The 26,399-nt window shown below is 29.8% G+C and carries 23 protein-coding genes and 1 tRNA gene; 3 read left to right on the top strand and 21 right to left on the bottom strand.

From position 1 onward, the window contains the following. Positions 1-36 precede the first annotated feature (36 nt). Positions 37-627 (top strand): riboflavin synthase, encoded by a 591-nt coding sequence (locus AB674_RS11825; RefSeq protein WP_047776818.1) that lies wholly within the window; start codon positions 37-39, stop codon positions 625-627. Positions 628-1,905: 1,278 nt separating this feature from the next. Here AB674_RS11825 and AB674_RS11815 read toward each other — a convergent pair. The 8 genes from AB674_RS11815 to AB674_RS22835 all read right to left on the bottom strand — a co-directional run bounded on the left by AB674_RS11815 (position 1,906) and on the right by AB674_RS22835 (position 11,208). Next, entirely contained in the window at positions 1,906-3,015 is a 1,110-nt protein-coding gene (locus tag AB674_RS11815; protein WP_047776814.1) for a hypothetical protein, read from the bottom strand. Between the two features lie 2 nt (positions 3,016-3,017). Then, the gene (locus AB674_RS11810; RefSeq protein WP_047776813.1) at positions 3,018-3,956 is read right to left on the bottom strand and encodes a hypothetical protein; all 939 of its coding nucleotides are present in this window, start codon (positions 3,954-3,956) and stop codon (positions 3,018-3,020) included. A 298-nt stretch (positions 3,957-4,254) separates the two neighbouring features. After that, complete coding sequence (locus tag AB674_RS11805; protein ID WP_047776811.1) at positions 4,255-4,713, bottom strand: hypothetical protein; 459 nt, start codon at positions 4,711-4,713, stop codon at positions 4,255-4,257. Between the two features lie 4 nt (positions 4,714-4,717). After that, on the bottom strand, positions 4,718-5,554 hold the full coding sequence (locus AB674_RS11800; RefSeq protein WP_047776809.1) for a hypothetical protein: 837 nt from the start codon (positions 5,552-5,554) through the stop codon (positions 4,718-4,720). After that, positions 5,555-7,036, bottom strand: coding sequence for a class I SAM-dependent DNA methyltransferase (locus AB674_RS11795; protein ID WP_047776808.1), 1,482 nt, complete (start codon positions 7,034-7,036; stop codon positions 5,555-5,557). Next, on the bottom strand, positions 7,033-8,115 hold the full coding sequence (locus AB674_RS11790) for a hypothetical protein (RefSeq protein WP_047776806.1): 1,083 nt from the start codon (positions 8,113-8,115) through the stop codon (positions 7,033-7,035). The genes AB674_RS11795 and AB674_RS11790 overlap by 4 nt, the downstream gene beginning before the upstream one ends. Before the next feature lie 4 nt (positions 8,116-8,119). Beyond that, positions 8,120-9,700, bottom strand: a complete 1,581-nt coding sequence (locus tag AB674_RS11785; RefSeq protein ID WP_047776805.1) for a restriction system-associated AAA family ATPase — start codon at positions 9,698-9,700, stop codon at positions 8,120-8,122. Then, positions 9,697-11,208 carry a restriction endonuclease subunit S gene (locus tag AB674_RS22835; protein ID WP_047776804.1) on the bottom strand — a complete coding sequence of 504 codons (1,512 nt, stop codon included), beginning with the start codon at positions 11,206-11,208 and terminating at the stop codon, positions 9,697-9,699. The genes AB674_RS11785 and AB674_RS22835 overlap by 4 nt, the downstream gene beginning before the upstream one ends. Before the next feature lie 189 nt (positions 11,209-11,397). On the opposite strand from AB674_RS22835, the gene AB674_RS11775 reads away from it, so the two are divergent. Next, a complete protein-coding gene (locus tag AB674_RS11775; RefSeq protein ID WP_047776802.1) occupies positions 11,398-11,853 on the top strand; it encodes a hypothetical protein in 456 nt (151 codons plus the stop codon). A 277-nt stretch (positions 11,854-12,130) separates the two neighbouring features. Here the strand turns inward: AB674_RS11775 and AB674_RS11770 are convergent, their stop codons facing one another. After that, complete coding sequence (locus tag AB674_RS11770; RefSeq protein ID WP_047776801.1) at positions 12,131-12,760, bottom strand: hypothetical protein; 630 nt, start codon at positions 12,758-12,760, stop codon at positions 12,131-12,133. Between the two features lie 148 nt (positions 12,761-12,908). Here AB674_RS11770 and AB674_RS11765 point away from each other — a divergent pair, with 148 nt between their 5' ends. Further along, entirely contained in the window at positions 12,909-13,157 is a 249-nt protein-coding gene (locus AB674_RS11765) for a helix-turn-helix domain-containing protein (RefSeq protein WP_047776800.1), read from the top strand. A 55-nt stretch (positions 13,158-13,212) separates the two neighbouring features. On the opposite strand, the gene AB674_RS11760 is transcribed toward AB674_RS11765, so the two are convergent. The 12 genes from AB674_RS11760 to AB674_RS11710 form a co-directional block, all read right to left on the bottom strand. Beyond that, complete coding sequence (locus tag AB674_RS11760; RefSeq protein WP_047776798.1) at positions 13,213-13,776, bottom strand: hypothetical protein; 564 nt, start codon at positions 13,774-13,776, stop codon at positions 13,213-13,215. A 441-nt stretch (positions 13,777-14,217) separates the two neighbouring features. Continuing rightward, on the bottom strand, positions 14,218-15,465 hold the full coding sequence (locus AB674_RS11755) for a site-specific integrase (RefSeq protein ID WP_165579374.1): 1,248 nt from the start codon (positions 15,463-15,465) through the stop codon (positions 14,218-14,220). A gap of 77 nt (positions 15,466-15,542) precedes the next feature. Further along, positions 15,543-16,445 (bottom strand): hypothetical protein, encoded by a 903-nt coding sequence (locus AB674_RS11750; RefSeq protein WP_047776795.1) that lies wholly within the window; start codon positions 16,443-16,445, stop codon positions 15,543-15,545. An 89-nt stretch (positions 16,446-16,534) separates the two neighbouring features. Next, on the bottom strand, positions 16,535-17,224 hold the full coding sequence (locus AB674_RS11745) for a hypothetical protein (protein WP_047776793.1): 690 nt from the start codon (positions 17,222-17,224) through the stop codon (positions 16,535-16,537). A gap of 42 nt (positions 17,225-17,266) precedes the next feature. Then, on the bottom strand, positions 17,267-18,538 hold the full coding sequence (locus tag AB674_RS11740; RefSeq protein WP_053004251.1) for a DNA polymerase: 1,272 nt from the start codon (positions 18,536-18,538) through the stop codon (positions 17,267-17,269). Next, positions 18,535-20,586, bottom strand: a complete 2,052-nt coding sequence (locus tag AB674_RS21870) for a ribonuclease H-like domain-containing protein (RefSeq protein ID WP_053004250.1) — start codon at positions 20,584-20,586, stop codon at positions 18,535-18,537. Before AB674_RS21870 ends, AB674_RS11740 begins: the two co-directional genes overlap by 4 nt. A gap of 4 nt (positions 20,587-20,590) precedes the next feature. Beyond that, the gene (locus AB674_RS11735; RefSeq protein ID WP_047776791.1) at positions 20,591-20,887 is read right to left on the bottom strand and encodes a helix-turn-helix domain-containing protein; all 297 of its coding nucleotides are present in this window, start codon (positions 20,885-20,887) and stop codon (positions 20,591-20,593) included. A 96-nt stretch (positions 20,888-20,983) separates the two neighbouring features. Continuing rightward, a complete protein-coding gene (locus tag AB674_RS11730) occupies positions 20,984-21,985 on the bottom strand; it encodes a hypothetical protein (protein ID WP_047776789.1) in 1,002 nt (333 codons plus the stop codon). A gap of 305 nt (positions 21,986-22,290) precedes the next feature. Then, positions 22,291-22,364 (bottom strand) — tRNA-Ile (locus AB674_RS11725). Between the two features lie 147 nt (positions 22,365-22,511). Further along, the gene (gene mce / locus AB674_RS11720; protein ID WP_047776788.1) at positions 22,512-22,916 is read right to left on the bottom strand and encodes a methylmalonyl-CoA epimerase; all 405 of its coding nucleotides are present in this window, start codon (positions 22,914-22,916) and stop codon (positions 22,512-22,514) included. Positions 22,917-22,947: 31 nt separating this feature from the next. Further along, complete coding sequence (locus AB674_RS11715; protein ID WP_047776786.1) at positions 22,948-25,305, bottom strand: hypothetical protein; 2,358 nt, start codon at positions 25,303-25,305, stop codon at positions 22,948-22,950. Further along, positions 25,265-26,245 (bottom strand): hypothetical protein, encoded by a 981-nt coding sequence (locus AB674_RS11710; RefSeq protein WP_240478085.1) that lies wholly within the window; start codon positions 26,243-26,245, stop codon positions 25,265-25,267. The genes AB674_RS11715 and AB674_RS11710 overlap by 41 nt, the downstream gene beginning before the upstream one ends. Between the last annotated feature and the right edge of the window lie 154 nt (positions 26,246-26,399).

Raw genomic sequence — 26,399 nt, 5'->3', positions numbered from 1 at the left:
AATTTTGATGTGCAAATTTAGTAAAATAAAACAACAATGTTCACAGGAATTATAGAAACCCTAGGAAGAATTCACGAAATACAAAAAGACCAAAACAACCTTCATGTAACCGTTGAGTCTTCTATCACCAATGAATTAAAAATCGATCAAAGCGTTTCTCATAACGGCATTTGCCTAACTGTTGTCGCCATAAAAGACAACTGTTACACGGTAACCGCAATCGAAGAAACCATTCTAAAAACCAATATAGGTGACTGGAAAGCCAACGACATCGTAAATCTGGAAAGAGGAATGAAACTCGGAGATCGTCTGGACGGACATATTGTACAAGGCCACGTAGACCAAACCGGAACCTGCACCAACATACAAGAGGCAAACGGGAGCTGGAATTACACTTTCGAGTACGACAAAAACCTCAGCAACATTACTATCGAGAAGGGATCCATAACCGTAAACGGAGTAAGTCTTACTGTTGTAAATTCAAAAACAAATGAATTTAGTGTCTCAATAATCCCGTACACTTATGAAAACACCAATTTTAAAAACTTTAAAATCGGAACAAAGATTAATTTGGAATTTGATGTAGTAGGAAAATACATTTCAAGACTTTATTCGATAAACAAATAGCCTCTAAAACATGCTATATAAAAGAAAAGCTTCAATTTACATTGAAGCTTTTCTTTTATAACTATTTTTATATACAGTATGTGCTCCCAGAAACAAAGCACCTACAACTAAAATTATTAAATTTTGATCAATAGGCCCATCCGGCGGAGGCGGAGGCCCTGCAGCTGTCTTACTAGTCCTGGCCCTTGGTTCAGGAGGACCATCCTCAGCCCTAACACTCGAAATACTAATCAAGGTCAAAAGAAATACAAAAAAAACAGGCTTAGATATCTTCATAATTTTCAATACGCTGAAAAACAGCACAGTACATTATTAAAATTATTTTTCTTATTATAATTCTCACAAAAACAAGTGTTTACGCTCAAAATTATTGGCAAATGTATAAGATTTTCTTTCAAATGCAAGTTTTACAAATAAAAAAAGCTTCATAAAATTTATGAAGCTTTTTTACTATCTCAACTAAACAAACTACAAATCAGCCACAAAAGCTCATAAGCTTACAAAAAAACTTCCTTGAAGGAAATCTCCATTCATTACATGATAACCAACAAATATCAGGAAGTGGTAGAATCATTAACTTGATTTACAAAAGAAAAACGGAATACTTCCAAGAGATAAAAATTACAAACCCTCATCAGCATCTGATGTAAGACAATTAAATTCAAATAACATTAGGTCGATAGCATCTTTCGTAATAAAATACGTTACTAAAAACAGCGACAAATTTAATTGTCAAGTTTGGAATTGCTCCCGCCAAGTTTCAGAACTCTATACAGATTCGAGCTTTGTAGATGAATTTAAAAAATTAGACGCTATACTGAAAGAATTTGAAGTAAAAGACCACAGCAATAGAGCTATTATAAAAATGACAAACCTTAACAGACAAACATTACCACTCTACAAAATATTGGACGATAAAAACAAAGCTATGAACAACTAAAAACAAAATTACGATAACAAACAATACAGTAATAAAAGATTTACCTAAAGTATAAAATTTGCAACATTTGATTCGGCTGACGAAGATCTTTTCCTTTTTGAATACGCACTAGCAATTTTAATTTATAATGGCGCAACATTTAACCAACTTCTTGAAGTTGCAAATAAAATTAAAGACAAAGAAGAAAGAGAACTTATAAAAGAAATAACCACCAATATGATATTACTATTTATAAATCTAAACCCCGAGTATATTTATTTATTAAATGAAAATTATAGAAAACTTGAGTTTTGGAATTCTCTAGGAATAAATTTCTAAATTTAAAAAAGCTAACCCAATTAAGGATTAGCTTTTTTATGTTTTTCATAACTGCTTGTCTTTAATTTTTCAACAAATCTGTACACCTTTTTTCTAAGCTGCAATTCTGTTGCTTTTCTCTTATCCTCTCTATTTATTTTAAAATTGTATGAAATCTGTAACTCAGCGTTCACATCCTTCTTCGTTATATAGTCGGGAAAAGAAATATCAATTACACATGTTCCCTTAACTCCATCGATATCAAAATTATATTTTAAAGAAACAGAAGCAAAAATAAGCTTTGAATGATATAAATTATTTTTAAGTAAAATATGATTTTGCAATTCCCTACCATTTAACTTTAAAGAATCTATTTCATCCAAAAAATCCTTAACATCAGCATGAGCTTTTTCATTTTCATCTAAGTAAAGATCGATGTCAGTAATGGAAACATAATCCAAATAAATACAGAATTTTGTCGTAAATGCATACAAAAACTGTATTCTATTTTTATTTGTGAAGCCATTAAATTTTATTCTAATAAAATCATCATCAGGCTTTATAATCTTTCTTTCTTTTAAAATTCTCTTAACCTCACCCCCTAAAATACTATTTATTAAAATAGTCTCTTTAGATGTAGAATCTTGCTTTACTGAAAGTTCAATATCGCCCTCTTTAGACTTACTAATATAAATTGCCCCACTATGCAAACTTTCACTTTCATTCCAGTTCTCAAGTAGGTTTTGTTTCTTAATCTGATAACTAAAAACAGCTTCACCATCATCAAAATAAAAATGAGGTGTTCCAACTAAACTAAAACCTGGGTCATAATGATGTGCATCGTTTATCAATTTATTTAAATTAATATTTTCCGAAAAAACATCTGTTAAATCTAAATCTGTAGTACATTTTATTGTAGCTGTCCTATACTTTACAGTTTCGTCCTTAACTTTTTGCACTTCCCACAAATCATCAAATTCGCTTGGACTTATCAATGTTTTCATCAATAATGGTACAGAAGAATTTTTTTCTGAATGCCCCAAGAAAACACCTTTTTCTCTAAGTATTGTATTAAGATTAGAAGAAGTAATACTCCCATTTGTTAAAAATTGCCTAATCCTATCACCTTGTGGTAAAATATCTTTCTTCATAATTAATAATTTCTAAAATCCTCTGTATGCTTTTTCAAAAACAAATTTTTCTCGTGAATGTAATTTCCAAATCTTGCTAACTCCTTTTTCACAATAGGCGAATGTTCTAAATCATTAAAATCGGGAAACGATAATACTGTAGCCGATATAGAACCTAAGTGATCAAAACCTTTTGCAAAATCTAATAATTTAGTAAAATTGCTACTTGAAAACTCATCCTTTGAAAAAATCAAAAGCTCAACTTTTCCATCTTTCGCAATACGCACAGGTATTATATCTGAAAAAAGATATTGTAAAGGCAAAAAGTCGCCAAAGCTTTGCGATTGCAGATTAATATTATTTAATCCGGTATTGTGATAAACGAACTTCAAATTTTCTTTTCCAAATTCTTTTTTAGCATTTTGAATTGTGTCAACAAAAAAGCTTAGTCTATTGTTATCTAAAACAACTATTTTATCAAATACTAGATCATTATCTATTTGAATATTTGAAATCTCAGATATTATATTTTTACTTTCATCACTTTTGTTAGATGCCCAAACTAATATACCTACGACCTCTGTTTTATTTACATTGGAAAAACCAAAATTTGTATCTGCAGATAATTTCGAATTTTTAAAACATTCAAGTGTATGAGCTAAATCAATAAAATGCTCTTTAAAAGTTGCTTTAGGGGAGTTCGGATAAGGTTTTGAAGTAAACTTAGATGAAATGACACCTACATCAAGGGTTTGATCTTCCATAGGACTGACCATACTAACAAATGCATCTATTCCATGTGTTGTTCTATTTCCTTGAGCTTTTTTATCTTTGTGCTTAACGGGCTTGTTGCAAATAATAGATTCCCCATGTAACACATTGCCATACCCTAAAATATCCCTAAAAAAGTAATCAACTATCTTTTCCCCTTTTTCTCCTACAGACTTAGACCATTCTCCCATATTAATAATCAATTTTAATGAATGCTAATATTAAGAATAAAATCCGTACAAAAAAATTAAAAATACAATTATTAAATAATTCATCTCTAGAAATAAAAAAGCCTTACAAACATAATGTTTATAAGGCTTCTGAAGAATTGACTGTGGTCCCACCTGTATCTCAATTAATGGATTTACATGTGTTTATATAGACTCCTATAAACTTTCTGCTGCAAATATATCAAAAACTACACTATTATGGAATACTATGGATGTACGTGGGTTTGAGCATCACTTGAAAGAAACCATTTAAATCTATTTAAATGATACCTAAAATTATTTGATTTACTAAATCCAACAAATGAGTAGCCGACTGTTTATTTAACTCACCTCTATCAAATGGAGGATTATCTCCTCTATAATTTGTAACTTTTAGCAATCTATAACCATGCGTATTAGCTAAATGCTCAATATGAGCCGAAACATCATTATAAACTCTACTGGCACAAATTATGATATCGCAATTGTGTGCCAAAACATAATCACTCAATCTATCATGTAGATTATAACGCCACAGATAATCCCCCATACTCTCAATACCAACTTTATAACCGCCACATGTAAGGACGTCGGAAATTTCACCCAGAGGTAAAGGTGTTGGGTATATATGTGAAGGATTAATATAACGAACTATTAATTCTTCTCTTAGAAACTTTATTGTCCCTGTTTTACCACAACCATGTTTACCCCACAATTGAATAATAGTTTTTTGTTTCATTTAATTATACTTTAAATTGACTAAATTCTCTTGAATTATCAATACTTAATTCATAATTTATAAAGTCAATTATCCAACTATATTTGTCTTTTACTTTATCGCTGATATCAGTATTGATTTCATTTTGGCAAATTGCTAAAACCTCCTGTAGGATTACATTTTTATCTCTTAAGTCTTCTTCCTGAAATGAATCATTAAAAAGCCCTTCTATTCCTCCTTTTGACATCATTTCTTGCAAAATTTGATCTGCTAATTGTGAAGTAGATATTCTGTAATTAAAAGGATTTATATAAACTTCATTTGTATTATCAATATTTAAGATTTGACTGTAATCCCAATTATTATGTAAGTCAGAGCTTTTGAAAACATCTAAAAGCTTTTTACTTATTATTACTCTTGGATAGTTTGCTACTTTCGATTCTAAATTATATGCTTCTACTAATCCACCAGAGAAAATTATATTTTCATCTGAATAATATGACCCTATTGTAATTGCTCCGCGAGTAAAAATACCTTTTTGTAAAAGTAGAATTTGGTAACCACTCAAATATTGATAAAAGAACCAGAATTGATCATAAAGATTATAAGTATTATGTTCGTTACCATACTCTAAGGGCACAGACACACATAAACAATCAGAAAACAATTTAGCTTCAATACATTCCCTAAAATTGAAAGCAAACTCATTATTCTCTTTCGGTAGAGCTTTTATAAAACCACCAGCATTATTCATCGCATGAATTAAACTTTCTAATATTTGATGATTACCATTATCGTAATCTTCAATCATTTTAGAAAACCCTAATATATCAACAAATGCAATTATTTTAGTTGTTGTCATTTAATTTCCTTTTGATAAACTTTTAACTACTTCTCTAAAACTATTTAATGCACTTTCTAAACTATCAATAATTTCTTGAGCTAGTATTTCTGGTTCTGGTAAACTATCTAAATCAATAAAACTATCATCTTTTAACCAAGTAATATCAAAATTAACTTTATCTCTTAAAATTAACTCCTTATAAGTATATCTTCTAAATCTCCCTTTCAAATTATCTTCATTCCAAGTTTCAGATGTTGTAACCTTGTCCTTAGACTGATAACACTCAACAAATGATTTTAAATGCTCAAACTGCAATGGATATTTTTTTAATGTATGATGTACATTAGTTCTATAGTCATAAAACCAAATTTCTTTAGTGTTGGGAGTTTTTCTTTTACTTTTTTTCTCTAAGAATAAAACATTCACTTTCACGCCATTAGCATAAAAAATACCAGTAGGTAATCTCAAAATTGTATGAAGATTAGTTTCTTCTAATAACTTTTTCCTAATTGTTTCTCCTGCACCTCCTTCAAACAAAACATTGTCTGGAAGCACAATTGCAGCCCGGCCATTTTCTTCTAACATACTTATAATATGCTGAACAAAACATAGTTGTTTATTACTTGTAGTAGTCCAAAAATCAGTTCTCAATATATATGATTCCTGCTTAGCTAATTTTTCATCATTAGTTATAGTGTAAGTACTACTTTTTCCAAACGGCGGATTAGCCAATACAATTTTTACATTATTTTTTGGCAGTTCAAGTAAACTATCCTCAACTTTTATCTCAGGAGTTTCTTCCATATCTCCAATTCCATGTAAGAACAAATTCATTAAACAAAGCCTTGCAGTTGATGGAACAATATCCCACCCATGAAATGTTTTAAATTGAAGAAACTCTTTTTTATTCTTATTCTTTAATTCTATTGAATGATTATTATTCAAATACTCTATTGCGCCAAGAAAAAAACCACCTGTACCACACGTAGGATCTGATATAGTCTCTAATGGTTGAGGCTCAATACATTCGACAATGGCTTTAATTATTGAGCGAGGAGTAAAATACTGACCAGCACCACTGCTTTCTGCACTTTTTTGTAATAAACTTTCATATATATCACCTTTAATATCTACCGATTCAGAAATCCAATTGTCTTCATCAAGAAGCTCAACTAATTTCTTTAATTTATAAGGATCATGAATTTTATTTTGGGCCCCATTAAAAATGTTACTTAACATTTTTCCCGATTGAGATAGCACATTTAAAGCATTTATATAATCTAATATCAGTCCTTCAAGGGGATGTTTTAAAAAAAATTGCCAATCACAATTTTTAGGTATATTAAAGTCCCTATTATATGGTGGATTTGAATATTCATCAGCCATTTTGAGAAATAACAAATATGTTATTTGTTCAAGATAATCACCATAACTTACACCATCATCTCGCAAAGTATCACAAAATGACCATATTTTTGCTACTAAATTATTAGTTATCATATTGCAATCCTTTCCATATAATTATGTAGATCATCCGACATATTTTTTTCCATATAATCATAATATGCCCATTTTAATGGATATTCAACTTCCAAAGATTCAAAAGTTTTTTTGTATTTATTAATATATATTTTAAGTAAAATTGAAGTCTCATTATTATTATCAATTCTAGCTGAATTAATTAATTCTTTAATCCATTTTTTATAGTCATTTTTAAGATGGCTCTCATAACGAGTTTTTATTTTATATATATCAAACCAAGATTGATTAAAATCATCATTTGGAGAAATATTTACAATCCATTCTCCATTATAATTAGCTAAATTTGTTTCAGGGTGAGTACTTCCATCAAGAGTAATCAACAGATTTTGAATTTCAAATCCTCTTCTCATCACAAAAGGATATTTAAATAATCGTCTATTGATTGTATTGAATAATATATCTTCAATATTCTTAAACCTTCTATTACAATCACTACAAGCTGGAGCAATATTGTTATCACAAATAGATGTTAATGGATATTTAGCCTTATATAATAAATGATCATAGTCTTCCTTACCTAAATCGCTATCAATTAATTTTTTTAAAGCACAAAAAGGGCACATTTTGGAATCGGGCAACTTTTTATAAAACTTATCATAATGAGCATCAATCTCCCAAGCATTAGTTTTTAAATTACTCCATAAAACATCCATTAACTTTTTTAAAACTAGATTATCATTTAGTATACCGTTTAAATAATCAATATGAAGTTTGTTTGCTTCAACTTGATTAAGATTTTCTAATATTAATTTTAGTTTTTGAGAATATAAAACTAACTGATAAAATTCTTCTTTTTTATCACCGTCAATTTTCTTATATGCATCAAAGAAATTTTTAAAAGCATCTTTTATGGTATCATTTCGCATTCCATTGGGTGCAATTTCACCCTCAATGTTTAAAAAGGATGCGTGAAAATAATTTTTAGGCACAAAACGAGAATTTGCCCTTACATCTTTTAGCTTTTTAATAAAATATAAAAAATGAAAATATAACTCCCTAAATCTCCGGTGCTTGATAAATTCGTATCTATAAAACATCTTATTATTTTTCTTTATTTTTTAGAATTACCATTCTATTTACAAGACTAGCTTTTTCAAGAGAATCTCCAAAATCACTTAATCTATTTTCAATGACTTTAGGATTATTTTCATGTTGTAATTTCTGTATTTCTTGTAAGGAATTTTCTGAAATCGGAGGATTTATATTAAAAGCCATTTCTAAAATGTTGTCAAAGGCAGTACCGTAAGTTTCTTTATCAGGTTTGCAAATCAAAATTTGATTATTATCTTCTCGTTTGAATATAAATACTTGTTCTTGTTTACAATCTGAAACTACAAATGGCGAATGAGTAGTGATAAAAACATCTAATTTTCTATTTGTAGTTATTTTCTCTAAAATTCGAATGAATTTTTTTCGCCATGTCGGATTAAAATGAGTTTCTGGTTCATCTAATAGAAACAAACAATTCTCTTGATTAATCATTAATAATGTACCGAAAACATTTATAAATTGATGTTCCCCATCACTTAATGATAGGTAGTTAATTTCAGAATCATCTTTTAATATAAATTTTAATTCTGAATAATTTAATACCTTATTAATATCAGAAACAATAGGCATTTTAGTCACAAGTCTTCTTTCTTTTCTCTCTTTTTTTATTTTATCTCTTGTAGTTTTATCAACAATTAAATTATTTAAAAGTTCTAATTTATAAAGACATGTATAGAGTTCCAATGCAGAAGAAAAATTATCTTTAAAAGCAAGAATTGTTTCTTCATTTATGTTGAATTTTAATGTATTTAATTGATGCTTCTCATCAACAATATTTTCATCAGAAATATTAATTAACTTTTGTTTCCATAATTCTAATTCAGGTGTTAATATTACCCCCCCTTTAGTTCGATTAGGAGCTAATGGCCCGAGCGTTTGTATTGTGATAACAAAACTTTTTAATTCCTTAATTCTTAATTCGTTTAATATAAACTCAAATTCAGGCAATTTATCTTTAAAAATAAAGCTACTAATTACAATACCTAAGTTAGTATTGTAATTCATATAGTACAATCTAGGATCATAGTCTATGTCTGAATAATCATTACTGTCTTTTATTTTTTTTGCTCTTTTCCAAGTATATTCTGCATATTCATCATAATAAGAATCAAAGGGTAAACTTAATGTTTCATTCGATCCTGAACTATATCCTGCAATTTTTGTTGGTATATAATCTGAAATACTTAGTGAAGTTATATCTAAATTTTCAATACTCTCCGTTCCTTTTTTTAGTATCTCAATGTGCAAATTTTTAAAACTTGTTCTTATAGTATCACATTCGAAAATCACCAGATGAATTTCAGTGTTAACATATATTTCATACTCAATTCTGAAAGCAAATGGAGAAAATATCTTTTTTTGATCTAACTTGTTTTCATTTCTGAACAAATTATCTATATATAAAAAGATTTCTATAATAACTTCCAAAACTTGTGACTTTCCAGAACCATTAGCGCCAATAAAACAATTTGCATTTATAATATTAGTCGTCTCTTTTTCAAAAAAAAGATCAACACCCTTTAATAAAGGTTTACTTTCTATGTCATAAATTTTAAGTCTTCTAATTTTCATACTTTATTAAACTGTATTTGTTTAGTTTCAATATTGTAGTTCTTTTTGATGTATCCTTCAAATAAAAGTTTATCCCATTGTTCACTTAATTGAACAATAGAAAATATATTCAGTTCTACTAAATCTTCAAATCTAAAGGGAACATTACTAAATTTTGAATTAATAATATCTTTTAAATCATGTTTAGCCTTAGAAACTTTAGTATGGCTTTTTACAACTTCTTGTTGCTTAGCAAGGATTTTTTCTTTTTCGCTCCTTATATTTTCAAACAATTCTTCAGTTGATAAATTTGTATCAAATCGATCAATTAAATCTCCCACAAATGCTTGTTTTAGAATTTTATCTCTCAGGAATCTTGTTTTTTCTAATTCTATACGAACACTTTTTTCTTGAGATTTTAACTCATCATGCTTTTCATTGAGAAAATTAACGATCTCTCTTTGCTTTTCTATATCAACATCAAAAACATCTAAATTCTCAAATTTAGTTTTATTAATAATACTAATTGTAGTTGATGATGAATTTTCAACTAGCTGATTTTTAAAAAATTGTGACAAACAAAAATATAAGATATATTCTGGGATATAGTCTTTATTGACAGTTATTTTGTTGATTTGTTGATTAAACCCTCCTTCTTTTTTGACAATTCCAACTTTACCTAATATACTACCAATGCAGGTAACTAATATTGAGTCAACTTCAGCCTGTGATATAACATTCCAACCTTTTTTTGAAATTTTCATTTCGGATTGATATAACATTAAATCATCACCTAAATCGGATGGTTTGAAAAAATTCACATCACCATCATAAAATTCTTTATTTATTGTACTAGGAGTTTTTCCAGTACTTACTACTCCTATATTTTTTATTTTTTTTATTTTGCTGTTATCGTCTTTAATAAAAAATTTATTTCCTATTGAAAATTTCAATTTTTCTAATGACTTTAGGCTATTCAGCAAATTATCTTCGGAGTTCTTAATTTGACTAAATAATTCTTCAATTTTTTCAACAATTTTATTTTGTTCCTCAATTGGAGCTAGAGGAAATGGAATTAGTTTAAATTTACTTGTAGAAAGTTCTAGAAAAGTTGTTCCACTTGCCATATTTTCTGCAAGTTCTTTGATTGCTTTCAAATAATAGTAAACATATTTAGGGTTTACTAAATCGATTGGCAAGATTAAATTTTTAAATCCTTGATTAGTAGCCATTTTATTTTGAGCAATAGCAACATAGCCGATTGGAGCACGAGACGAGAAGACTATAGAATTTTTAGGTAGAAGGATTGCTGACGAATATTCTAATCCGACTTGAGATATATTTCTCCTTCCTTTTGATATATAAATATCTTCATAACTTGATAAATCAGCTGGAGTTATCCAAGGAATATTCCCGTTCCAAAATTCAGGATCTTTAGTTGATGGAGTTCCCCCGCTGACAACAATACCGATGTCATCTAAAGTAACCCACTTCCATGTGCTTGGAATATTTGATAGTTCGTTATTCACTTTGTCTTTGAGTATTTAAAGAGGTAATCGATTTAACTGCACAATGTAAGTTTTTTTTAAAGACTGTACAATTTTTTAAGTTTTGATTTTGGAAATTTTATTTCATAAAAAAATCCTCATAATGAGGATTTTAGTTTAATCTATTAGCTTGTGAAAGGCTTTATTGTTAGATTTGTTAAAACCAAACCAATGAACAATCTAGAAATTTTCAAATGGCTAGCTATATTTTCTCCAATTATTAGTGGAATAATAGTAGGTGTTGTAACTCATAAGCTTTCAAATCGCTCAAAACGTATAGAGATTCTATATCAAAACAAAATTCGAGCATTTAATGAGTTACACAATATACTTATTGATTTTAGATTTGAATTAGAACCGAATATTTATAATAATCCATTTCTTGAAAGAAATTCCGATGCAAAAGGTTCAGTTGAAACTCTTAGCCTATTAAATAATGCTCTTGTACGTAACAGTATATATCTTAATGAGGAAAGTAGAAAATCAGTAATGGATTTGGTTACCAAGATTAATTTCTTTTGCAATTTTCAGAAGCAGGATTTTGAAAATATTAATCCTTATATAGATATGGCAGTTGAAGTTAAAAGAGTAATTGACATTCTATATAAAGATCTTAATCTTAAATAATTCTGTGTAATTGAATTATATATTTAACTAATAAAAAACCTCTAATTAAAGAGGTTTCGTTTTTAGTTTTTTTGTAAGTTCAAAAAGCTTCTAAATTAATAGAGGCTTTGATTTATATATTCCGACTAACAAGTTACTAACACCTTGTTCTTTAGTAAAAAGCATCATTTTAACTTTAACATCACGCTTAGATTGTTGTGGTTAATATAATAAAATAGAGAGGTAAGTTCACTCTTACCCTTTTTATTAATTCTGGTATGAAGTGAGTATACTTATCTTAAATTTTATTTCTCATAAATTTTCCAAATTCAAAAGAATTATCACTACAATCTACACTATTATTTATCACTTTAGATTTAGCATTAAACCACTTTTCGGTTACATCTCTCTGAGATGCCATTATTTCTGTTTCTGTATTATTAACTTGATCTGTTAATTTAAAATAATATTGCGTGTAAACCTCCTTAACTGGATAGTCGAGATACTCAACAGGAAAAGTACATGTTTTTATTTTATCTATAATCCATTCCTCATTGGGCTTCCAATTGCTTCTAAATTGTGGTGTAATACCATCTCCTAATAAATTCTTTGTGTAATTAATATCACTACATGTTAATTCATTTCCATTCTCTAGAACAATTATCAACTCAGCTGTTAATGTTACTTTTTTATAAATGTTTTGTGTATTATTTTTTAGTATGCCTTTAAAGACATGAGTTGCCGTACGAGGCTTTTGCATTTTATCAAGTGAGGAACTCAACACAACAAAGTCACTAAATATATTTTCAGTACAAATAAACATATCAGTCCCGTCTTCATTTTTATTTTCGGGGAGCTCTTTATTAGTTATGGAATTACATGATAAACATATTACTGTGACTATGATGCAAAAAAAAGTTGATTTCATTTTCAAAGATTATTGATTAATAATTGTTAAGATTTTCACTTTAGGTTTTAGAAAATTCTTATCACAAATATCAACATTTTTTAAATACTTACACAGGTGCAAGTGCAATATTTTTCGGCATTAACTCACTTTGTCCAAATGCAAGTTTATGGACAATTCGAATATAGAACCGATAGAACAATATATAATTGATACAGTTAGAAGAATGCGGATAGAAAAGAAAATTTCTCAAAAAGAGTTGTCTTATGCTTTAAACTTGTCAATTGGTTTTATAGGAAATGTGGAAAGTTCAAAGTTTAGAGCAAAATATAATCTTTCACACATCAACAAATTAGCAGAGATATTTGAATGTTCTCCTAAAGATTTTTTACCACAAAGTCCTCTCGAGGACAAATAAATTTTCTCTAAATATAAATAAGACCTTAAAGCACCAATTGTGCACTTCAAATCAACTACAAGTCAAACTTGCAAGTAGTAATTAGTCTTTGATTTGTACAGTAACCAATGTTATACTGTAGTGTAATTAGATTTTTTTGTTGTAGTAAATTTGTCCAATTTGTTATACTTTCTTTACTAACATTTAATCTTTGTGCGGTATGTTCTCGTGAAGCGAAATATGTTTTATCTCCTTTACTCATAGAATTATATTCCCCCCAAAGTAGTTTTTCTCCAGTTCGTAATTTTGGATTGTTATAAATTCCAGAAAGGATATAAATAGTTCTTTTATCTTCAAATGTGGTTGAAAACTCATCAAACTTAGTGGTTAAAAAATACGTTTGTTTCTCTTTGGATAAATATCCTTGTGCAACTAGTTTTTTTCGGCAGTCTCCTACAATATTACTATGAAGCTGGAGCAACTTACCAACTTGAATATTATTCATTGTATTACTTCTGATCTTTAAACTATACGTATAATCCAATCCTAAAATTAATTTGTCGTTTAATGACAATTCATTGTTCAGCAGAATTTTATATGGAATTTTAATTATAAGTGGTAACCTATTCTCAGTAGTCATTTTATTTTATTTTTTACAGCGGTCAAATTCCTATTTTTATCACCATTTTGCATCTCATTACACCTAATTTTGCACTTCAAACTCACCTATTTTGCATTTCAAATTCACCAATTTGGCACTTATAATTAAATAGAATTAATTAAAGAGTTAGATAAAAAGAGAATTAAGATGTGTAAAATTGCAGAACAACTACTCATTTTGCTACGCAATGAGGTTGTTCTGGGGTATTTGGTATTTTTTGAAAAAAAAAATACACTTGTAAAATGTTGTTTAGTTTATGTAAAAGAGAGGACATTTACCTTGTAAAGTATTTAAAAACCAACTTATAAGTTATGCTTTCAAGAGGTTATGTCGTATTTCTTTTTAGGCTTGAAATTAATTAAGCTGATGTTTCTTTGAGTGCCTTCCTCTTAATCAAAAAGACACTGAAAGAAACTTTATTTATGCTGATTTATCAAGGTATTTCAACATCAAATCAGCGTTTTCTTCCTGAGATATTTTTATATAACTTGAAAATGCTTTTTCTGTACGATGTCCTGTTATTTGCATAATTACTCTAGTTGGAACACCTCTCTTAAACATATTAGTAGCAAAAGAACGTCTTGCAGTATGAGTACATATCAATTCCCATTTGGAATACGACTCTTCAATTCTCTCTTTGCCCTTGTTTCTTATTTTCAAAACCTTTTCATCAATTCCTACTAAACTTCCTATCTCTTTAAGATGTCTATTCATAGTTTGATTAACACAGGATTTAGGCAAACTATTAGGTTGGTCTTTATATTTTTCCATGATGACTTTCACTTGATCCAGTAAAGGAATAGTCACCCACTCATCTGTCTTTATTGTCTTTATTCTAAGTTTATTATCTGCAATATGTTCAGGTTTAACTTGACTAAAATCACTGAATCGAAGTCCTGTATAACAACCAAAAACAAATAAGTCTCTAACTCGTTCTAAAACAGCGCTTTTCTTTAAATCTAAATTTATTATTGCCTCAAGTTCTTCCTCAGATAAATAAATATTGTTTACTTCTTCTTTTATTGTTTTAAAGTTTTTATGATGAAAAGCGTTATTCGAGTTGAATCCTTTTTCAGTTGCATCATTTAAAATTACTTTAATTATTTTTATAACCTTTCCAAATCCATTGTTAGTTAATCCTTGAACTCCAGTATAAAAATCTAAAAAATCATAATAGAAATTCATATCGATATTATGCCAATCTAATTTTACCTTTGCATACTTCTCATACTTTTTTAGCTGATTCAAAGATGTTTTATAAGCTTTAATAGTCCCCAAACTCTTATGCTTCTTACTGATTTCTAAATACACTTCTGTGTATTCAAAGAAACTATATTGATTCTTCTTTTCTTGTAATTCTTTACCATTACTGTAAAGTCTTTTAACATAGTCTTTTGTTGGGTCTTCTCCTGAAATAAGTAATCCGTTAACAATGTCTTCTACTTTTTGTTTAATTGTTTTGATGTATATATTGAAACGGTCCGATCCAGAATAACTCCTTTTTACTTGTTGAGCCTTATCATCCCAATACTTCTCATCAATGTTTTTATGAGCTGTAAAGTAAGTAACCTCCTTTTTGTGCGTGTACCTCAACATCAACATAGACTCCTTACTTTTTATTTTTCGTTGATGTTGCGATTTATTCAGTACAAATTTTAATGTTGCCATATTTTTATGATTTATTTGAGATAACATTACCCCTTATTTCAACATGAATTAGCCATAAGGGGTAAAATTAGTTTTGCTTAAAAAGGTAAATCACAATATAAAGAATCAAGATCGCCAATGGCTTTACGTCTTTTGCTTTTTTGAGAAGAAGACAAAGGGCTTGAATTGATAATCTCTATAAGTTCTTTATGGATTACATTAGAATTTCCTTTTGCTTTTTCTAAATTTTTCAATTCGGCGTACAAAATATTAATCAAATCATATTTTTTAGGGAGAACCTTTGTATCATCTTGTAGAATTAATAAACTTTTTGTTTTGGATAAGAATTGCATACAGAAGAGTAAAACGGATTCCCGGCTAGGTTCTACAAGTAAATCCTCAAATACTACATTCCTTTTAAAAATTTGTTTTGGATTAGTTATTTTTATCTCATATTTAACAACATTGCTTTTTGGAAAACGTTCAGGAGAATACGTTTTTTTCAGTTTGGCATTATAAACGGCATCGTATATTTTGAAGAAAATACCATTATTTTGTTGAGCATATATTTTTATCTGTGGTTTGGAATATACCAAGTCAGAATCTCTCATCCCTATAATTTTTTGTATTTGTTCTTCGGGGTTTTCATTAACATCTTCAAATCCTCCGTATTCAAACTCGAGAATTTCTGCTTTTTTTATATCAATTCCTATAATGGATTTTATTTCAGCATAAAAGCCTGTAAGTTCTTCCTGCCCTACACTTCTGTAGTTATATCCAAACAGAAAATAAGGAATGCTAAGGCTAATGATGACATCTCCGTTGCTTTTTGCATATAATCTAAAGTTTTTGGCTTCTTTGATGATGTTTGGAACTAAAACGTATTGCTTTCTTAAAGTTGGATGCGGAATAAGGTGATTCCAATTGATTTGTTGAGCATCTACAGAATCTACTTTTAAAGAAATATAATCAATCTGTGTTTTGTATAATTTTGTGTTCATAATATTATTGTTTTAATATCGGGAAATATCAGCCTAACCTACGCAAGAATTAAGCTGAATTTCATACAGATAAAAGTTAGAATTATTAATTAATCTTTTGTTTTTAAGTTCTTTCTACATTCAAAAGTAATTTCTCGCATCTTATCTTCCACATTAGAATTCATAAAATCAGAATAAGGACAAGATTTTAAAAAGGTGTGATTTTTTTTCAATATAATTTCCTCATTAATAATATTTTTACTGTGAGTATAACTAGACATTATTATGTATTCCAATTCTTTGTCGTTTCTTATAAATTTTCTATACCGTTGACTAGCCTGTTTTAAAGAAAATCCGTCAATTCCAAATTTATACTCAAACAGTTTTTTCACTATCGCTGATTCAGGCAACATAAAATTTAATTTTTCTACTTTTGCATTAGAGATGTCAATATTTAACATCTCTTTTATTGAATTTCTTAACTGTATCCAAGGGTTGTCTTCAGAATTATGATCCACAGTATCGAAGACCAGTTTAGGCATTCTCATATCAATTTTTGCATTTTTATTTGAAAATTCTAGCTTTAAATCATCCGACTCATATAATTTGGGATTAAGTATAAATTGCTCTTTTTCAGAATGGTTTTTTACCAAATTTTGTAGACAAACACTTTCTTTCTCTACATTTTCAACTGTCAACCTTATACTGAAAACAATAAGCTCATCTCCAATTGTCTTAAATTTTGGCAAATGAGATTCTTTAGTTAAAATGGAATTGTTTTTTGTTTCTGCCTTTTTCATAATATTGAATTTTAAAGAGTTACTATTATTATTGTTTTTATATTAATGAGCCATCGCCCAATTTTTACCAATTGAGAGTTCTACTTTCAAAGGAATTGATAGTTTTACTGCATTCTCCATCTCGTTTTTTACTAATTTTTCCATTATTGAAACCTCATCGTCAGGAACTTCAAATAATAATTCATCGTGAACTTGGAGTACTAATTTTGATTTGAGGTTCTTTTCTATGATTGCTCTATCACAAGCTATCATCGCCATTTTAATAATATCAGCGGCACTACCTTGAATAGGAGAATTCATTGCAAGACGTTTTCCTTTTTCTCTTTCCGACATTTTTGAAGAACTTAACTCAGGAATTGGTCTTTTTCTTCCGTAAAGTGTTTTGGAATAACCATACTTATCAGCAAAAACAATTAATCCATCTAAGAAAGATTTCACTCCACTAAAACGTTTAAAATAGTCATCCATTACTTTTTGAGCCTGTTCCACAGAATGTGATTTTTTTGTAATTTCAGTCAATGATTCTGCGAGTCCATTTGCTGTTTTTCCATAAATTAATCCGAAATTAATTGACTTTGCAATGGAGCGTTGTTCATTGCTAACCTCATTAAATTTTACTTTGAAAATCTCACTTGCCGTAAGTATGTGAATATCTAAGTCTTCATTATAGGCTTTCAACAAAAAAGGATCTTGGCTCATTTCTGCGGCTGCTCGAAGTTCAATTTGAGAATAATCTGCTCCAACAAACTGACAATCATTTTCAGGGATAAAAACCTCTCTAAATTTAGATTCAAGTACTTTCAGTCTATTTTTTTCTTCTGCTTTTACCTTTACATTTGGAATGTTTTGTAAATTTGGTTTACTACAACTAAATCGACCTGTTGCTGTTCCAATTTGATTAAAATTGCCGTGTAACCGTTTGGTTTTAGAATTGACTTCTTTTAATTGATCACAGAATTGCAATAGACTTGTTATTTTTCTATAATCCAACAACAATGGAATTATTTCATGGTCTTTAAGCAACTTATTTAAGTGCGATTTATCCACAGAATAATAGTCGCTTTTTGATTTTTTACTTATTTTAGGCTGTATTTTTAAATCCTCAAAAAGCAGTTGACTCACTTGTTCGGAACTTTTTAAATTAACCTCTGAATTGGATAGTTGTTGAATTTGCATTTTGGTAGAATTACTTAACTCGTTTAATTCAAGTTCTACATTCGATAATTTTTTTACATCAATTTTTACTCCCTCCAATTCCATTTTAACGAGAACAGGTATTAATTGATGTTCTATATTGATAATTGTATCGTTCATAATTTAGATTTTAATTCGTTATTGATATAATGATATAGTTGAAAAGTTTGGTCTGTGTCCTCACAAGCGTATTGCGTTAATTCTTCTGGAGGAACTTCTCTAATTGATTTTCCTTTGGTTAATTCTTGATAATCGACCTGTGCGTAATTCAGGTGTAATTTTGATATTTCTTTTAAGCCATGCGTTTTACGGTTTGGGTCTAATAAATAATCCATAATTATGGTGTCCTTGATAGTCCCGCCAATTGCAATTTCATATAATTGCAAAAATTTGAGATCAAATTTTGCATTATGAAATACCTTTATGATATTTTCATTTTCCAAAAAATGAAATATCGGTTTGATAAAATCATTGACTTTTGTTCTGTGTTTTGGAAAAATAATATTGTAACCTCTACGTTCTTTAAAAGTCAATGCCATGCAAACAATTTTTTCATTATGAGCGTCAAGTCCTGTAGTTTCTAAATCTAGTGCTAAAACTCCATTAGGGTTTTCGCTAAAATGCTTTTTAAGTTCTTTTACTAATCGAGTCATTTTATTAGCAGTATCAACAATTCTATAATCTGTCGTAACATCTTTAATCGTTGTATAACTTGCAAGAGAGGATTCTTCTACTACTTCAAAATATACTTTACTGTTGCTTGGAGTTTCTATGTAATTAATCTCTTTATATTCGAAATACTTTTTGATTCGAGTGGTAAATGTTTTTTGTGTTGGTAGATATTTGTATGAAACATAACCACCTCTGATAAAAGTCTGAAACAATTCCTTTTTATGTAATCTTTTAGTTCGAAGTAATTCCTCATCTAAAAATTCTATCAATTCAATACCGACATCATTTATAAGTCGTCTCTCTTTTAAATTAATTGAACTTGCTTCTATTAATCCTGTATTGAGATATTTTTGAATACAACACATCATATACATAGAAAACTCATTCCATTGATTCCTATCCCAATCATCAAAAAAATAGTGTCCAAAGTCTTCATAAACCGTAAGATGTTCTCCGTAATGTTCTGAAAACTCTATCTCATAACGTCTTCTTTCAGTACTGTTTCCCGAAGGAGCTCTCAGCATATAATTTGATGTAATAAGCATCTTTGGAGCACGATTGAAAGGAATATAAATCTCGGGTTTGTATTTTTTATTGATGGTAAAACCATCTGTTATTCGCCCATAAAACGACTCAAAATTTTGGTTTTCTTTAGCGTCATTAATTGCAGCGATATTAGTTTGTGGAGTTGCTCTTTGAAGTGAAAAGATATTCCGAATATCAAAATCTTTACCTGATATATCACATACAATTCGCACAAAACTTAATGCTTTTACAAAAAGAGACTTCCCAGTACCACCTGAAACAATATTTAATTCGTTGATTGAACCATCCAAAAGTATAACAGCTTTTGATTTTGCTGGGTTCTGAAAACGATGCATCAAGTAGCCTAAAATGGATTCAAAAGCGTTTATTCTATTGGTCAGTTGATTTGAAATATTCCTAACAAATAGCTGAAAAAAGCAGATTAAAGTGGACGATGTTTGTTCTGGAAACTCAAAATCTCGGTCAATAATTTGTTCCTCTAATACATGACCGTTTAAATCCTGATAATCAACTAAAACAATTGTTTCTTTATCTATTTTTACCGCAGTATTTTTAAAATATAGAAAACACTCTTTTTCAGTATCAAAGTGAGGACTAAATTCAATTGTGGGGAGAAAATACAATGTTTTTTCATCCATTAAAATTCTTATTCTAGAAACCCAAGCTTCATGAACATCTTTAATTGTGAATCCTTGATCTGAAAAATTTTCAAAACTATTTTCCAACCATTCCAAACACGTTTGAATCATAAAGGATTTATCAACAATCTTCACTATATTATCTTTAATTTGAATGTACTCAAAGGCTTCATTTATTTTGGCTTTACAAAAATTCAGAAATTGTAAAAAATTGATAAAATCCATAGTTGTTACATATATTTTTCCTTTTGCAGTTTTGCGAAATGGTGTCGAAATAATTTTCGGTATTATTTCGGGTTTTTCTCTTTCCATAAATTTAGATTTTAGATTTTTTGATAAACTGCTCGACTTCTGATAGTTTATAACGCTTAGCGCCTCCTACATTACAAACGGGGAAGTTTTTATGAGCTTTTTTTATCTTATAAAATTGAGAAGAAGAAATTCTAAGAGCCTCACACAATTCATCAGGTTTCAAAAGATTTTCTCGGTTCGCAGGCGTCCCTACAAGTGCATTAGAATGTTCTAATAGTTGAGAAATAACTTTCTCAGCTATACGGTTTTCTAACTCCGAAAAGAGTTTCAAAAAATGATTAAAAAGTGCTTGGTCTTCCATATAATTTCAACTTTACAAAGCGAAATTATAGAATGAAAAATGGTTTATTTAATGATGTGTAAAATGTCGACAAAATTTACACGCTTTACACATCACCTATAAGTTATTCGTTGGGCGAATACTGTTTTCGATTGATTTCAGGAATATTTTTAACTGGTAATCAGAGTTTTCCATTTTTTTTCGATAATATTTTTCTCTTATGTGAATGAAATTATTAAACATAATTTTAGTAAAATCTGTTTTACTAACATTAGGTAAACTAAGTGATTCTTTTGGCTTAGAGTAGAATTTTTTACGAATATCAGTTATTTTTATTTTATCTATATCAATAAGTAGTAGTCCTTTATCGGTAGTTGAAACTTTTTTCACTTCACCTTTTTCTAGTTGTTTTATGTAATCTGCATAATAATCCTCATACTTCTTTTTTTCTGATTCATAATATTGAGTATAGCTAATATAAAGCTGATGAATCCTGTTGTTAAAATCTGACATATCGTGAACTTCTATGTAAAGAAAGCAAACTGGATACGGATTATTCTTGAAGTCGAAAGAATTAATAAAAAACCATTCTATATCATTCTTAGAAAATATATCAATGAAAATATCATAAACTTCTTTCTTAAAAGTAGTTTTATTTATTGCTAAAACATTGCTTCTTTTTTCATAATTTTCTAATGTTTGCGGAATAAAATAAAGAGGTAGTCTATGATCTATAGCATCTTCTTCAAATAACAATGGCAAATCCTTGAAAAATATATTTTTACGTTTATAAACTGCTGCTAATCGTCGTAAAGACCTCCTCATTCCTTCAATGCCTAAAATAAAATTTCGACTATTTTCACGAATTAATCCAAATACCTCATCATCAATCCATTCATGCTTTGATAAGTGCTTAAGTTTTTGCTCTGAAAAATATTCTGCTCCATATTCACAAATAAAGTACTGTTCCAATATATTGAATTTCCTTATTTTGTTTTCAAAAACATCTAAATCCAAATTATCAATTTTAAGAAACTCTTCTAAGAATTTAAACACATTTGATACTGATTCAAGAGATAAATCTGTTAATTGGATAGAAGTACGGTCATTTCTGTTCATATATCAGTTCTATTAGTGGGACTAGTTAAATCTATAATGTGAATTCAAAGATAAAATATATAGATTGACAAAAACGGAAACATTTTCAATCTCTTTAGGCTAAGTAATATAAAGGATAAATAGTAAAATTAGTTATGTAATTTACTAATAACAATATCATTTCAAAATTAAATTTGGAGAAGTCATACAATCAAACAAAGTCAATGGTGGTAAGGTTTTCCGAAGAAGTTTGAGCATATGTTTGAGCTCTAATAAAAAAAGCCTCAATAATCTCACGATTATCAAGGCTTTACGAACTTTAAAAGTGGTCCCACCTGGGCTCGAACCAGGGACCACCTGATTATGAGTCAGGTGCTCTAACCAGCTGAGCTATAGGACCGGTTTGAGGTTGCAATATTACTACTATTTTTCGTTCACTCCAAATATTTTAAGAGATGTTTTCTATTTAATTTGCAACTGCCACCCTTATTTCACAGAACACAATTGATTTTCAATGGCTTATTCAGGAATAAAAAAACACATTTTTTTATCTTATTTCCTGACAAAGCTCCACCAAAACCCCATTTGTGTTTTTTGGATGCAGAAAAACTACTAATTTATTATCCGCTCCTCTTTTCGGTACCTCATTAATCAACACAAAACCTTCGTCTTTCAGTCGTGTTATTTCTGCGTGAATGTCTTCTACATCAAAAGCGATGTGATGAATCCCTTCTCCCTTTTTTTCTAAAAACTTCGCAATTGGACTTTCGGGATTTGTGGCCGTCAAAAGCTCAATTTTATTAACTCCAGTTTGAAAAAAAGAAGTCAAAACCCCTTCACTCTCTACCGATTCCATTTTGTATGACGGAACGCCCAGTAATTTTTCGAACAACACATTGGCATCCTCCATGTTTTTTACTGCAATTCCGATATGTTCTATTTTATTTACCATTTCTTTTACTATTATTTAAACCTGCTCCTTATTATTGATTCACATACGTATTAAAATAACCACATTCTGCAATCACATCCTGATAATACTTCGTATCCGAATACTCTTTCTTCAGTGTTTTAAATCCATTCCAGGCAATAAAATTAATCTTATCGTCCTCCACTTCCCACCAACTGTTTACCTTATTGTATTTGTTGTTGTAATATTCGTTTCGTTCACACTTGGAGATTAAATAGACACATTTTGCTTTTTGTTCTTTTGTTGTCGCGGCTTCAAAGGCTTTTTGGTAATACATTTTTGAAACAGTACAATCCGTGATCATTCCTTTCATTGCACTTCTAAAAGAATAGGGGCTCGAGCCGTAGCCTACAATATTGATTTCGTAAAAACTTCTTCCGTTCCCAAAATGAGTGATATTGTAAAAAGCATTCCCAAGTAACAAACTATTGGTATAAACATCTTCTTTCTGAGCCAGTTTATCCTGCATGGTTTTTATGGTATTCAGGAATTCAAGCTGAGAATATTTCTTTTTTTGATAAGCCACATGATCACAATCATGACAGTCTTTTATATTTCCATTAAACGGATTTCCTGAAAAGGTACGATACTGCACCGAGTCCGTTTGCTGTATAAAAGCAATCGCCTCCGGAATTTTATTCTTAAAAGTGGCCTGAACAGCCTGAAAGTTATTGATATCTTTTAATTTAAAGCCATAAATCCCAGCCCCAATTTTCTCTATTTCGGTTTTATTGGATTTAGACAGAAATGCCTTCATCTCCAACAGCTCTTTTTCGTTATCATAAAAAGCATTACCCGAATTCCAATAACCATAAGAAGAAGTACCGAAAACTTCCGCCATTACAGGGTTTGCTTTTGCTTTGTAAAGCGCTGCCAAATAATTTTTACTCCATAACACTGCATTCTCATAACGAAACTCCTGTCCCTTGTATGTTTTTGGAAGCTCCTGATACAACCAATTCAAATCAGCCAGAATCGTTCTCTCATTTTGATCTGTCAATTTATCAATTTTACTCAGCGCATTCACAAAACGCAACAACCTCAACTGATATCCTGCCAGTTCTGTCTTCGGAAGTGTTTTTGCCGCTTTGTCAAAATTCTTATCCGCACCGGCAAAATCTCCTTTCAAAGTTTGTAAATAGCCCAGCGCAATATCCCACAAATAAGGTTTCTCTGTATTCCCTGCCGCCGCAATTTTTGCTGTTAAATCAAAAGCAGTTTGATCCATTTTAGCATAATTCTCTACTCTATTCTCCGCAACCGTTTGCAATTTGGCCGGAACATTATCCCCCATATTCTGTTGAAACGAATAATTTATTTTTCCCTCCTCAATATTAATCAATCGTGTTAACAAATAATTCAGATGTTCGCTTTTTGAATCTAATGCGTAAATCTTTTCAATAGCCTGTTTTTCATCTTTATAATAGCCGTGAATAGCCCAAAGTGCCGCTTTTTCTTTGTTATTTTTAGCCATCGCTAAAGATTTATTCCAATCTGCAACATTCTGCGGATGAAAACAATAAGCCGTAACCACTCGCAACTCCGGACATTTATCAAAAACCTGCGCATACAGATAATTTGAAACCGCATACTTTTTTTGCTGATAATTTATTCCTGCCACATACGAAAGAGCTCTGTAATATAAGGTGTTTTTAGGAACTGAAGCTTCCGTTTTATTAAAAAACTGAATTGCTTTTTGCTTGTCATTACTATAAAATCGTGCTTTCACAGTAAGAAACCAATACCTGTTTTTCAGAAACGGATCTGAAGTCATATTGTAAACATTTTCAATTGACTGAATCATCTTCTTGTCATTGAATGTTTTAGCCACAACAGGGTCATAACTCCAATAATCCTCGCCGATAGAAACCGTTTCGATCTTTTGTGCCAAATACAAAAATTCAATAAAACTTTTGATTTTAACCTCTTTCAGACTCACTACTTTTCCCCATTTAAGCGAAGTCTTATTCTCTTTTTTCGTTTTATAAAAAACATGAAGCTGCTCAATTTCAACTTTATTCTTCAAGGGTTTATTTCGGTCCTCATATGCCCTTTCTTCATCAGGACCAATCAGAAAATAACGCACAGTCGCAGCATCCGCCTTTCCCTTTAAAAAATTCTCCCAATCCAGTTTAATATTGTCATTAAACCTCGAATTGTGCTCGGTATCAGAACCGATTCCATAGAAGAAATCTCCCGACAAAAAAAGCGGCGCATAGGACTTATCTGCAAACGTCTCCGGTGTAAAATTCGAATTATAACCAAAATAATCCCAATCGTCTCCGCCTCCACAGGCATAAATTATTCCGTATGCAAAAAGCAAAGCGGCACTAGAAACAAGAAACAACTTGCTCAAAAATATTCTTTTCATAGTTTTTTAAATTGAATTCGTCTAAATCGTAAAATATAATTTCTTTTGGCGCTTGCCCCGTACTTTCGCCCAACTCCTTCGCCATTTGTTTCAAATCTTCAGGAGTAATGGCCTCGATTTTCAGCAGGTCATTTTCTTCATAAAAAACTCCATTTTTATAGTTTGATTGTTTTACTTTGAAAAAAAAGGCACTTGTCTGCACAAAATTCTCATCCTTTTGAAGTTCGCTAAAACTCAATTTAGAACGCAATCCAATCACTTTTTGATTTCTGATATGAACTCCCCACGAATATATAGGTAAAGCAAAATCGAGATGCAACGGATATTTTTTTAAACTCTTAAGATAGCGCGCTGCAATTTTCTGATCGTAAATAGAATTTAACGAATCGGAGGCAATGGATCCCATATTGTAATACATCAAAACACCGGAATCGACATTTGGAATTTTGGTCTTTTTGAAATATTTAACCTGATGCAAGCGAATCGTTGCCGAAAGTTTTTTCTGCGAAAGCTTTTTAAAACGCTCCACAAATTTCAAATAATTATCCTTGCTGTTTAGAGACCAATCACAGTCAATTTGGACTTCCCGGAAGGCAATTTTATTTACAGTACTGATCTCCTCTACTAATTGAACTGCTTTTTTGGCCAGATTTTCAACATCTAAATTAGATTGCAACATGACTTTATTTTGAATAAAAATCACCGGAACAACATTAAAATTAGCGACATTTCCCTGAAACCGTATCGGACTAATCGGAATTGGCTCCTTTGTCTGAGGTTGCAAACCAATATCAAAATAACGGATATAAAGCTTCGTTACCTTATTTTCTTCCAGGATCTCTTTTTCGGTTTCAGACAATTTGAAGATTGTTTTCCAATAATAAAAGGCAATTGCCGGCTTATCATTTTTACTGCAGGAGAAGAGTAAAAAAACCAACATACCCCAAAAAACTTTTTTTATCAAAACTTGGAAAAATTATATTTAATGTCAAAAATAAGAAATTATATCAAATCCATTATTTGAAAGCATAAAAAAGCAGCGGAAACAAAAGCCTGAAATCCTAATAAATGGATAAAAAATTTCAATTAAAGCA

The organism is Flavobacterium sp. ABG, from assembly GCF_001027725.1.
Classification (GTDB): Bacteria; Bacteroidota; Bacteroidia; order Flavobacteriales; family Flavobacteriaceae; genus Flavobacterium; species Flavobacterium cupriresistens.
This window is presented reverse-complemented; position numbering and strand designations above follow the sequence as displayed.